This window comes from Kerstersia sp. (genome assembly GCF_052103615.1).
GTDB lineage: Bacteria > Pseudomonadota > Gammaproteobacteria > Burkholderiales > Burkholderiaceae_B > Kerstersia.
Genome location: NZ_JBQEKA010000009.1, coordinates 50008 through 61552 on the forward strand (window position 1 = coordinate 50008; position 11545 = coordinate 61552).

Annotated in this window: 12 protein-coding genes; 9 read left to right on the forward strand and 3 right to left on the reverse strand. The window is 63.0% G+C overall.

The window, feature by feature from the left end:
* The first annotated feature begins 47 nt into the window (after positions 1–47).
* The 4 genes from ACTJGZ_RS04280 to ACTJGZ_RS04295 all read left to right on the forward strand — a co-directional run bounded on the left by ACTJGZ_RS04280 (position 48) and on the right by ACTJGZ_RS04295 (position 4448).
* Positions 48–1496 (forward strand): aminotransferase-like domain-containing protein, encoded by a 1449-nt coding sequence (locus ACTJGZ_RS04280; protein WP_441661709.1) that lies wholly within the window; start codon positions 48–50, stop codon positions 1494–1496.
* A gap of 113 nt (positions 1497–1609) precedes the next feature.
* Positions 1610–1951, forward strand: a complete 342-nt coding sequence (locus tag ACTJGZ_RS04285; RefSeq protein WP_441661710.1) for a TIGR01244 family sulfur transferase — start codon at positions 1610–1612, stop codon at positions 1949–1951.
* Between the two features lie 163 nt (positions 1952–2114).
* On the forward strand, positions 2115–2576 hold the full coding sequence (locus ACTJGZ_RS04290) for a universal stress protein (RefSeq protein WP_441661711.1): 462 nt from the start codon (positions 2115–2117) through the stop codon (positions 2574–2576).
* Positions 2577–2939: 363 nt separating this feature from the next.
* Entirely contained in the window at positions 2940–4448 is a 1509-nt protein-coding gene (locus ACTJGZ_RS04295; protein ID WP_441661712.1) for an MFS transporter, read from the forward strand.
* Here ACTJGZ_RS04295 and ACTJGZ_RS04300 read toward each other — a convergent pair.
* Both ACTJGZ_RS04300 and bioB read right to left on the reverse strand, forming a co-directional pair.
* Complete coding sequence (locus ACTJGZ_RS04300) at positions 4386–5243, reverse strand: EamA family transporter (RefSeq protein WP_441661713.1); 858 nt, start codon at positions 5241–5243, stop codon at positions 4386–4388. The two genes, ACTJGZ_RS04295 and ACTJGZ_RS04300, sit on opposite strands and share 63 nt — an antisense overlap.
* Positions 5231–6358 carry a biotin synthase BioB gene (bioB, locus tag ACTJGZ_RS04305; protein WP_441661714.1) on the reverse strand — a complete coding sequence of 376 codons (1128 nt, stop codon included), beginning with the start codon at positions 6356–6358 and terminating at the stop codon, positions 5231–5233. The genes ACTJGZ_RS04300 and bioB overlap by 13 nt, the downstream gene beginning before the upstream one ends.
* A 420-nt stretch (positions 6359–6778) precedes the next feature.
* On the opposite strand from bioB, the gene map reads away from it, so the two are divergent.
* Both map and ACTJGZ_RS04315 read left to right on the forward strand, forming a co-directional pair.
* Positions 6779–7594, forward strand: coding sequence for a type I methionyl aminopeptidase (gene map / locus ACTJGZ_RS04310; RefSeq protein WP_441661715.1), 816 nt, complete (start codon positions 6779–6781; stop codon positions 7592–7594).
* A gap of 41 nt (positions 7595–7635) precedes the next feature.
* Complete coding sequence (locus ACTJGZ_RS04315) at positions 7636–8076, forward strand: HIT family protein (RefSeq protein WP_441661716.1); 441 nt, start codon at positions 7636–7638, stop codon at positions 8074–8076.
* A gap of 109 nt (positions 8077–8185) precedes the next feature.
* On the opposite strand, the gene ACTJGZ_RS04320 is transcribed toward ACTJGZ_RS04315, so the two are convergent.
* Entirely contained in the window at positions 8186–9331 is a 1146-nt protein-coding gene (locus tag ACTJGZ_RS04320; RefSeq protein ID WP_441661717.1) for an HPP family protein, read from the reverse strand.
* A 177-nt stretch (positions 9332–9508) separates the two neighbouring features.
* Here ACTJGZ_RS04320 and ACTJGZ_RS04325 point away from each other — a divergent pair, with 177 nt between their 5' ends.
* The 3 genes from ACTJGZ_RS04325 to ACTJGZ_RS04335 form a co-directional block, all read left to right on the forward strand.
* The gene (locus tag ACTJGZ_RS04325) at positions 9509–10018 is read left to right on the forward strand and encodes a sigma-70 family RNA polymerase sigma factor (protein ID WP_441661718.1); all 510 of its coding nucleotides are present in this window, start codon (positions 9509–9511) and stop codon (positions 10016–10018) included.
* Positions 10015–10992, forward strand: coding sequence for a FecR domain-containing protein (locus tag ACTJGZ_RS04330; protein WP_441661719.1), 978 nt, complete (start codon positions 10015–10017; stop codon positions 10990–10992). The genes ACTJGZ_RS04325 and ACTJGZ_RS04330 overlap by 4 nt, the downstream gene beginning before the upstream one ends.
* A gap of 197 nt (positions 10993–11189) precedes the next feature.
* Positions 11190–11545: STN domain-containing protein (locus tag ACTJGZ_RS04335; protein ID WP_441661720.1), on the forward strand; the 356-nt coding region annotated here is incomplete at its 3' end.

The following is an 11545-nucleotide window of genomic DNA, read 5'->3' on the forward strand; positions in this document are numbered from 1 at the left end:
TGTACAGTTATTCAAACAGTTATCTGAACTGGCCTGGTGATATGACCATGACACTTGAGCACGCCGAGGCGTCTGCTTTTTCCTGGCGGCTGGTGCGGCACAGCCGCGTGCCGCTGGCGCAGCAACTGGCCGATAAGCTGGCCGAACAGATCGAACAGCGCGGTTTGCGTACGGGGGCGCGTTTGCCCTCCATCCGCGATATGGCCGGTATGGCGGCCATCAGCCGCTTTACGGTGGTGGAAGCCTATGAGCTGCTGGTGGCGCGGGGGCTGATCCAGTCGCGCCGCGGCGCCGGGTTCTATGTGCAGGCGCCAGCAGCGGCTGGGGAATGGGCGCAGGCGCCGGTGGCGCCGGCCGAGCGTACCGGGCTGGATATCAGCTGGTTATTGCGCAGCATGTTTCAGGAGGCGCCGCCCGATGGCGCCCTGTCTGGCAGCAGCGGCATGCTGCCGCCGGCCTGGATGGAGACAGACATGCTGGCGGGCGCGATGCGCCGCCTGGCGCGCATGCCGACTGGCTATTTGCTGAATTACGGCGTGCCGGAAGGCTATTTGCCTTTGCGCCAGCAGGTGGCGCGCCTGCTGCGCCGGGATGGCGTGGAACTGAATCCCGCCGGCAACCTGATGACCACGGGCGGCGTGACGCATGCGCTGAGCCTGGTTGCGCGCTATCTCACGCAGCCTGGCGATACCGTGCTGGTTGAGGATCCTTCCTGGTTTGTGGGCTTTGCCAATCTGGCGGCCCTGGGGATACGGCCCATCGGGGTGCCGCGCAGCACGCGCGGCTTGGATCTGGAACGCCTGGAAGAATTGGCGCAGCGGCACCGGCCACGGTTTTTTCTGTGCAATTCCGTGGTTCACAACCCGACCGGCAACGGCATGACGGCGCGTGTGGCGCACGAAGTCCTGCGCCTGGCCGAGCGCTACGACTTCATGGTGGTGGAAGACGATACCTATGGCGATTTGTCCAGCGGCGTGCCGATCCGGCTGGCGGCGCTGGATGGCCTTAAGCGGGTTATTCTGGTGGGCGGCTTTTCCAAAATGATGGCTGCCAGTTTGCGGGTGGGTTATCTGGCGGCGGCGCCTGGGCATGTCTCGGCGCTGTGCGATCTGAAGATGCTCAGCGGGCTGAGTTCGCCAGAAATGGGGGAACGCCTGGTGTATGCCATTCTGGCGGGCGGGCAGTACCGGCGCCATGTCCTGCGCGCCCGGGAGAAAACCGATACGGCGCGGCGGGTGTGCCACGAAAGACTGCGCGCGCTGGGCCTGGACCCTGGCCCCTTGCCGGATGCCGGCCTGTTCCTGTGGACGGATTGCTCGGTGGATGCCGAGCGTCTGGCCATGGCGGCGGCGGATCAAGGCCTGCTGCTGGCGCCTGGTTCATTGTTTTCGCCGTCGCAGCAGCCATCCACGCATATCCGTTTTTCCATTTCCCTGGCGCAGGATGAACAGGCCTGGGACAGACTGGCGCGGGCGCTGGCCAGCGTCAGGGGCTAGGATGGGAAAGTCACTTCCGAAAGCCAAGGACTATGCTACTGTGCGGTTAAATATGTCATTTCTTTTAACTGTGCCGCAGGGGGATTCCACCTGCCTGTTTTTGGAGTTCCCGCATGTCTGTACCGATCAATGCCTTGTCCGATAGCTTCTCCGTCGCTCCGCAGCTGCAGCCCGAAGATATGGCTGCGGTGGCGGCAGCCGGTTATCGCAGTGTCATTATCAACCGTCCGGATTTTGAAGCCGGTCCGGCGCAGCCGACGGCGGATGCCGTCACTGAAGCGGCTGTCGCGGCAGGCCTGCAATGCGTCTATCAGCCGGTGGTGAGCGGCGCGATGACAGCGGCTGATGTCGCCCGGTTTGCCGAATTGCTGCAGACACTGCCCGCGCCCGTGCTGGCCTACTGCCGCACCGGCACGCGTTGCAGCGTGCTGTATCGTGCTGCGGTCGGGAATTGATTTGCGCTGGCTCAAATAAAATCAAACAAAATCGCGTTTCCGGCATGGGAATAGTCGTATGCCCGCCGGTTTTCCGCTAGCATGAAACAGTATGATTCTCCGTTGCGCGGGTTCGCGCAACCGGGTAGCACCTTTCAATCAATACAGAACAAGGAGTAGGGTTATGTTCAAAAAGATTCTGATCCCGACTGACGGTTCCCCGCTGTCCATCCAGGCCGTCAATGCCGGCATCGCGTTTGCCCGTTCCGTTGGCGCCGAAGTCCTCGGCCTGTATGTGACGCAGCCGTTCGCGGCCACGATTGGTTTTGACGGCATGGCCGCCGCGTATGCCCTGACTGATGAAAATTACGAAAAGGCTGCCGCGGAGCAAGCCGACAAGTATCTGAAGCAAATCGGCGAGGCAGCCAAGGCTGCTGGCGTGGCGGTTCAGCTCAAGTCCGTGACCCATTTCAATGTGGCCGAAGGCATTGCCGAAGCCGCCAAGGAACAGGGCGCAGATCTGATCTTCATCGGCAGCCACGGCCGCAGCGGCCTGTCGCGCCTGCTGCTGGGCAGCGTGACCTCCAAGGTGCTGTCGCTGTCCTCGACCGCGGTGCTGGTGTACCGCGTGAAGGACGAGGACTGATCCTCCTGTGCTTGCCATGAGGTCTGGCGTGCGCCGGCTGCAAGGCAGACATGGCCGCCAGCCGCATTGACAGGCACATTGGCGGGCATAAAAAAACTCCGGTTCGCCGGAGTTTTTTTATTTCAGCGGCAAGCTTCTGCCGCAAGAGGCGCCGGGGGATGGGGCGCAGGGGTGGCGGTAGGGGTGGCGGTAGGCCGTGAACTCGGGCCATAATGAATAAAGGCGGGGCTGCTGTCGCCAGGCGTCCCGATTCTTGTGCCGTCCACCGCCAGGCGCAGGCCGTTATCGGCTGGCGGCGCCGTCCGGGCGGCCATTGGCCTGGGCCCCAAGGGCCCGTCTCACGCCTGAGGAGCGCGCCGATTCATGCTGTCAACCCTGACATCCTTCTCCGCTCTATACGCCGCCACCTTGCTGATGCTCTTGGGCACCGGCATGTTCAATACCTATATGGCCTTGCGCCTGACGGCGCAGTCCGTCAGTGAAATCTGGGTGGGCGGGCTGATCGCAGCCTACTATCTGGGCCTGGTCGGGGGCGCCCGCCTGGGGCATAAACTGATTATCCGGGTGGGGCATGTGCGCGCCTATGTGGCTTGCGCGGCCATCGCGACCGTCATGGTGCTGGCGCAGAGCCTGGGGGATTCGCTTTGGTTGTGGCTGCTGTTCCGCCTGATCTCCGGGCTGGCGATGGTCACACAGTTCATGGCGATAGAAAGCTGGCTCAATGAACAAACGGAAAACCATCAGCGCGGCCGGGTGTTCGCTTTCTATATGCTGGTGTCGGGCCTGGGCACCGTGCTGGGCCAATTGGCCTTGAGCGCTTATCCTGTGCTTGATTTGCGGCCGCTCACTTTTGTGGCGATCTGCCTGTCCGTCTGCCTGGTGCCGATTGCGCTGACCGCCCGTTCCCACCCGGCTGCGCAACTGCCCGCGCCGCTGGATGTGCCTTATTTCGTGCGCAAGGTGCCGCAGGCGCTGGCGGCCATTCTGGTCTCCGGCAACCTGACCGGCGCGTTCTACGGTCTGGCGCCAGTCTATGCAGCTAAGCAGGGGATGGATACGGCGCAGGCCGCTATTTTTGTCGCGATCGCCGTGGCCGCAGGCGTGCTCTCGCAATGGCCCATGGGCTGGCTGTCCGACAGGGTCAACCGGGTCGCGCTGATCCGGGTCAATTCGGTATTGCTGACGCTGATCGTGGTGCCGATGTGGTGGGGCAGCTATCTGCCGACCCTGGCGCTGATGGTGCTGGCCGGTCTCGCCGGTGTTCTGATGTTTACCTTGTATTCGCTCAGCACTGCATTTGCCAACGATCATGTGGATCAGGAACGGCGGGTCGGGCTGAGCGCCGTGCTGCTGATGGTCTATGGGCTGGGGGCCTGTATCGGGCCGCTGCTGGCCGGGGTGCTGATGGACAAGATCGGCCCTTCCTGGTTCTTTGTGTTCGTATCGGCTTGCAGTGTGCTCTTGGTGTTCATCATGAACCCGCGCCGGGTCACCCGCATGCAGCCTGCGGGGGATGCGCCGGTGCAGTTTGTGGCGACGCCGGATATTTCCCACGGTTCGCCGCTGGCGACCACGCTGGATCCGCGCAGCACGCCTGAGGACGACGTGTATATCGAAACCGTGGCCGTGGATAACACGCCCGTGACCGAGCAGGCGGGGCCGCAGCAGCCGCCAGCGGATGCGGCGCAAGCGGCTGGAGCAGAGGAAGCGGCGGCAGCGCAGGCAGAGGCAGCGGCGGAAGAGCCTTATATCGCGGGCGCTGTCACGGCCATTGCCGGGGGCGCGGCGATGATGCCGCCAGCCGAAGGCTCAGCGGGGCCAGAGCGCGACGATGGCGCCCATCGCAAGCCCGACACCGGCCCAGCCGCGTAAGCCCGGGCGTTCCTTGAACAGGCAGGCGCCAGCCAGGGCGCCTGCGGCAATCACACCGATATTCATGGCGGTGAATACCAGGGCCGGGTTATCCGGGTAGGCGCGGTGGGCGCGCAGATAAAAAACGATATTGCTGAAATTCAGCAGCCCGAGGGCGACGCCCCAGGCCAGGTCGCGCGGCGCCAGGCGTTGCCCGCGTTGCCACAGAAACAGGGCCATCACGATGGCAGCCAGCACGAAACAGATCAGCAGGACAGTGGCAAAGTGATCCTGGTGGCGCGCCACCTGCTTGAACAGGGTGTCCACGCTGCCATACGCAAACCATACGGCCAGCAGCAAGGCCCGGCTGCGCCTGGAGGCGGGCAGGGCGGCGGCTGAGGCCGCCTGCGGCGGGCCTTGCATCAGCAGGAGCAGGGCTGCCATGGCCAGCCCGATGCCTGCCAGGATGGCGGGCGTAAGCGTCTGGCCAAAAAACAGGAAAGCCGCCAGCAGCGGCAGGCAGACTGACAGCCGCTGCGCCGCATCGCTGCGGACAACGCCCGCATGTTTGACGGCGCTGCCCATGACCAGAAAACCGGCAGGCAGCACCAGCCCCAACGCCAGCAGCACCCACCATGGCGTGTGCATGTTCTGCCAGCCTGACAGGCTGGGCGGTAGCCAGATCAGGCACAACAGCGTGGCCAGCAGGTAGTTCACGGCAATCATGGTGGCGTGATCGCAGCCGCGCCGCGCCGACTGTTTGAGCAGCAGCGTGACGGCGACGCTGCTGCCTATTGCCAGTATCAGCGGGAACATGCGTGGCAGGATTCCCGGGCGGCGGGCGCGCTGGCTGACGCCGCAGCTGCGGCAGCCGCCATGTCGGCATCCTGGGCATGCACGGCGCCGGGCAACTGGGCGGCGGTATGCATGCCCAGGCGTTCCAGCAGCTTGCGGTCGGCATCAGCCTGAGGGTTGGGCGTGGTCAGCAGCATATCGCCATAGAAAATGGAATTGGCGCCCGCCAGGAAACATAGCGCCTGGATGCCCTCGGGCATTTCCTCGCGGCCTGCCGAGAGCCGCACGCGGGCGCGCGGCATGGTAATGCGCGCGACAGCGATGGTGCGCACGAACTCGAACGGGTCCAGCGTATCCAGGCCGGCCAGCGGGGTACCGGCAACCTGAACCAGGTTATTGATGGGCACTGACTCCGGGTAGGGCGACATATTGGCCAGCTGGGCGATCAGCCCGGCGCGTTCGCGGCGCGATTCGCCCAGGCCGACGATGCCGCCGCAGCAAATCTTGATGCCCGCTTCGCGGACATGCTGCAGGGTGTCCAGCCTGTCCTGGTAGGTGCGGGTGGTAATGATGCGGCCATAGAATTCCGGCGCGGTATCCAGGTTGTGGTTGTAGTAATCCAGCCCGGCTTCACTCAGTTCCTGCGCCTGTTCGGCTTCCAGCATGCCCAGCGTCATGCAGGTTTCCAGGCCCAGGCCGCGCACGGCGCGCACGATGCCGGTCAAGGCCTCCATATGGCGCGGCTTAGGGCGGCTCCAGGCCGCGCCCATGCAAAAACGCGTGGCGCCGGATGCTTTGGCGCGTTGCGCGGCATCCAGGATGGAATCGACATCCATGAGTTTGTCCGCCTGCACCGGTGTGTCGTAGTGCGACGACTGGGGACAGTAGGCACAGTCTTCGGCGCAGCCGCCGGTTTTGATGGATAGCAGCGTGGCCAGCTCGATGCGTGCCGGGTCGAAGTGTTCGCGATGCGCTTCCTGGGCCCGGAACAGCAGTTCCGGGAAGGGCAGGTCATACAGGGCCAGGATGGCTTCCCGGCTCCAGTCGCGCGCTGGCGCAAGCGCATCGGCCTGGCGCGGGGTCAGAGGAAGGGGGATTGCCGTGGTCGAGGCAGGCGCATGCGGGGAAAGGGACATGATGAACTCCTGTAATCGGCTGATCGTAGGAGGACGGGAAAGCAAATCTCAAGCAAGGATTTTGACGGCTTTTAGTGTTATTTTCGTGTTGTTTTTATGTGTTATGGTGATTTTTGGATTATCTTCCTTTATCTTCTGCGATATTCTCCTGGTTGCGTGGGCGCTAATTTTGTATCAAATTATTTCTTTTTGCTGGTTTGGGGGTGTTTGATGCGTCCGGTGAATGCCCGATTGCAGGATGGCGCGGGCGGGCGCGGCGGATTGTCCTGGGGGCGAGGCGTATAATCCCGCCATGGGCATTGTCAACATTTATGAACTTATGCACGCCAGTCTGCGTGCCGCAGGCGCCACGCTCCGCCGGGCCACACATGCGCAGGAAACAACACCCATTCAGGGCGCCATGGTTCAGGGAGCAGGCTTGTGAGCAGGAAAATCACCATTAATACCGCAGCGGATCTTGAAAAGCTCCGTATCTCCGGACGTCTGGCCGCTTCTGTGCTGGAAATGATCACGCCGTATGTCAAACCGGGTGTGTCCACGGAAGAGCTGGACGATATCTGCCGCGAATACATCATCAATGAGCTGCAGGCGACGCCGGCCAATATTGGCTATCACGGCTATACCAAGACGTCCTGCACCTCGGTCAATCATGTGGTCTGCCACGGTATTCCCACGCCGACGAAGATCCTCAAGGATGGCGATATCGTCAATATCGACGTCGCGCTGATCAAGGATGGCTACTACGGCGATACCAGCCGCATGTACTTCGTCGGCAAGGTAGGCCCGCTGGGCCGCCGCCTGGTGAATGTGACCTATGAGGCCATGCGGGCCGGGATCATGGTCGTGCGTCCGGGCGCTACGCTGGGCGATGTCGGCTATGCCATCCAGACCGTGGCGCACCGTGAGGGCTTTTCCGTGGTGCGCGAATACTGCGGGCACGGCATCGGCCGCGTCTATCACGATGAACCCCAAGTGCTGCATTACGGCAGCAAGGGGCAGGGCATCAAACTGGTCGAAGGCATGGTCTTTACCATCGAACCCATGATCAATGCCGGCCGCGCCGGCGTGAAAGTGCTGGGGGATGGCTGGACTGTCGTCACCAAGGATCATTCCCTGTCGGCGCAATGGGAGCATATGGTGGCGGTGACGGCCGACGGCTATGAACTGCTGACGCCGTGGCCCGAAGGCACTGGCGACTACCCCGAGATTCCCCTGGTGCACACCGTCGCCGTCTAAGGCTGGCGCGCGCCGCTTTCTTGTCTTAGGAGACCCTACGCGTGGCTTACGATAACAACAATGTGTTTGCGCGCATTCTGCGTGATGAGTTGCCCAGTATCCGTGTTTATGAAGACGAACACACGGTCGCATTCATGGACATCATGCCGCAGGCGCCCGGCCATGTGCTGGTGATTCCGCGCGAAGCGGCCGAAACATTGCTGGATTTGTCTGATGACGGCGCGCGCGCCGTCATCAGCACCACGCGCCGCCTGGCGATTGCCGCCAAGCAGGCATTCGCGCCCCAGGGCATTCTGATTGCCCAGATGAATGGCGCGGCAGCCGGGCAAACCGTGCCGCACATCCACTTCCATGTGATCCCGCGTAATGCTGGCGAGGAAGTGCTGGCTCATGCCGCTGAAAAGGGCGATATGACGGAACTGGTGGCGAATGCGGAAAAGCTGCGCGCGGTGCTGGCGGAGATGGCCAAGGCCGAAGCCTGATAGGCTGTCTGGCTGCCAGGACGGGGCCGGACTGAAATCACGCTATAAAAAAACCGCTGCCTGTCCATGAGACGGCAGCGGTTTTTCTTTGGGCTGGCCAGCCGTTCTATCAGGTGTCGGTTTTAGGCTGCACGGCTTGATAAAGCGCCTGCAGCAGATCGGATTGCGTGACGATACCGGTCAGGCGGCCCTCGGCATCCAGAATAGGGATATGCCGCAGGCGCTGCTGGGCAAATAGCGGGATCAGCGTGCTGATCGGGTCGTTCTCATTGGCGTGCGTGACAGGGGTTGTCATGAGATCGGCCACGGTGGGCTGGCTGGCCGGCTGGGGTTTGCGGCGGCTCAGCAAGGCGCGCAGGCCGCGTGGTGTCGGCGTGGCAGGGGCTGCGCTCAGCGTGGAGGCGGCGAAATCCGATGCGGTGGCAATGCCAAGCAAGTGATGGGCTTGATCGACAATCGGCAAAGCCTTGAGTTTATTGCTGCGTATGATTTCCCAGGCCTGTGGCTGAGGCGTGTCGGGCAAAGCGGCAATCGGTTCCGCGCTCATGATGTCGCGGCAATGCGTGGCGCCCAGTATGCGTTCATAGGTCGCGCTTTCGGTGTATTCCAGTACTTGGGCCAGTTCGCTGCGGCTGATATTGAGCGCCTGGTTGTAGCGCGCCAAGGCGCGGTCCAGGTCTTCGTCGGTGAAGCGGCTGGGCGTGGGCTTGGCGGGCGAGGCGGCCTTGGCCGGTTCCATATACGGATAGGCTTTGCCAGTCAGGTTGTTATAGATGGCGCCCAGGATGACCAGCAGCAGCGTGTCTGTGAATATGGGGACCAGGGCAAAGTAGAAGTCCGTGATATGGGTGAGGCTCGCAAAGAGCGCCACCGCCACGCCCGGGGGATGCACGCAGCGCAGAATGAACATGGCGGCCATGGCGCCGGACACGGCCAGCGCGGTGCTGGGCACGGGCGGCAGGCCTGCATGGGCGCACAGCACGCCGATGCAGGCGCCCGCGGTATTGCCCAGCACGGCCGCATAGGGCTGAGCCAGCGGGCTGCCGGGCAGCAGGAAAACCAGCAAAGAGGTTGCGCCCAGCGAACCCACCATCCAATAGGTATGCAGATCGTCGCCGATCATCCACTGGCTGAGCTGGGATGTCACCAGAATCGCCAGACCGGCGCCGATCAGGGCGCGCAGGCGTTCGCGATTATTGATTTGGAAGGGGGCTGGCTTGAGCGCCAGCAGCAGGCGATGCAGTAAACCGGACATGATGGCAAATCATAGATCGCTTTCGCCCGGGCGTGGTATTCAGGCCGCAGTTTTTCAAGAGATATGAAATCCTTTGAGTAATAAGAATAATTCTCATACAATTCTGGCTGTCCCGTCTCTTTGACCGCATGACCGCCCCTGCCAGTGACCCTGGCTGGCGGTTGCCGGAGCCCGCCTGTGTCAGTCAAAGCCCTTGCCCCTGCAGATCCCGTTGATGCGCTTTACCAAGACCACCAGGGGTGGCTGCATGGCTGGCTGCGCCGCCGCCTGGGCAATGATGCGGATGCCGCCGATCTGGTGCAGGATACGTTCCTGAGCGTGATTTGTTCGGGCAAGGCGGCGGAAATCATTGAACCGCGCTCCTATTTGACGACGATAGCGCGTTGCCTGGTGGCGCACCGCTACCGCCGCCGCCAGCTGGAAGAAGCCTATCTGCAGGCGTTGGCAGCATTGCCGGAAGAAGTTGAAATGTCTCCGGAAACCCGCGCGCTGGCGCTGGAAACTTTGCAGCGCCTGGACAAAATGCTGGATGGCTTGCCGCCCAGGGTGCGTGAAGCCTTTGTCATGGTGCATCTGCAAGGCGCCTCTTACCAGGAGGTCGCGCAAGCGCTGGGGGTGTCGGCCAGCTCGGTCAAGCAATACCTGATGCGTGCCAACCAGCAGGCTTTTCTGGTGTTGCTGGGATGAGCAGCATGGTTTCTTCCTGGTTGACGGGTGGCGACGGCGGGCGCGAAGAGATTGCGCGCGCCGCGGCGTACTGGATGACCGAACTGATGGCTGACGATGCGTCAGCCGAGACGCGCTGGCGGTGGCGGCAATGGATGGATGCGAATCCTGCGCACCGCGAAGCCTGGGCGCGTTTCGAAAGCCTGGGCGTGGGCATGCAGGCCCTGAACCCCACCGCGGCGCAGCAGGGGCTGGCAAGCCTGCATAATGCCGGACGGCGCCGCGCCCTCAAGCGCACGGCGGCTGTGGCAGCCGGCGGGGTGGGCCTGGGTGCCCTGATGCAGGTACAGGGCTGGCAGGCGCTGGTGGCGGATTACAGTACCGGCGTTGGCGAGCAGCGCCTGGTGACGCTGAGCGACGGCACGCGTGTCCTGCTCAATACGGATAGCGCGGTTGATATCGAATACACGGCAGGTCTGCGGCGGCTGCGGTTGCTGCGGGGCGAAATCCTGGTCGAGACCGGCAAGGATGGCCTGGATCGCCCCATGCGCGTGGAAACGGCCCAGGGCTGGATTGCGCCGCTGGGCACGCGCTTCATGGTCAGGCAGCGCCCCAGGGATACGGTTGTCGGCGTGCTGGAACATCGCGTAGTCCTGATGGCCGACGGCTGGTTGCGTTCCCATGTGCTGGAAGCCGGGCAGCTCGCTGTCATTCAGCCCGGAACGGGGCCTTCTATCCGGCCGCTGCGCGACGAGGAGAGCGCCTGGGCGCGCGGTGAACTGGCGGCCGATAACGTCCGCCTGGGTGATTTCGTCGATGAACTGGCCCGTTACCGCCGGGGCTGGCTGCTGTGTGATCCAGCAGTGGCCGATCTGCGTGTGACAGGGCTGTTCCCCTATATGGATACGGACCGGGTGCTAACCGCCATCACGCAGGCGCTGCCGGTGCGGGTGCAGCGCCGCAGCCGTTACTGGGTCAAGCTGGTGCCGGCCTGAGAGCCTGCGCGTGTGCAGGCGTAAGGGGCGCGGGCCGGGGGCGAGCGCTCCCCGGCGGCCGGTTTATATGGGCCTGAAACATATGGTTTCATCTTTCATGGCCGATAATCTGACCATTTCTCGTTCTCAATCCACCTACCTCTTAGATGGCGCCGCATTGCGTGGCGCAGGTAAATGGGTTCGTAGAGGAACAGGGAATGGAAGGAAAGCGCAGCGCTGCCCGTCAGGACAATCTGACTGCCAGCCCGGAGAGCACCGGTAAGCGCGGTTTGCGAGAAGCAGGTTGGGGAGCTGTGGTGCTGGCCGCTGGGCTGGCGCTGCAATTTGGCCCGGATACGGTGCAGGCGCAGGATGGCAGTGTGGTGGCAGCGGGCGCGCATACATTCAATATTGCGCCTGGGCCTTTGTCGCAAGCCTTGCGCCAGGCCGCCAGCGTCTCGGGCGAGGCGATTACATTTGTGCCTGCCTTGACGGAAGGGTTGAGCAGCCCTGGCCTGCAAGGTTCGTATTCGGCGGCCGAAGCATTCCGCCGTCTCTTGCTGGGCAGCAATCT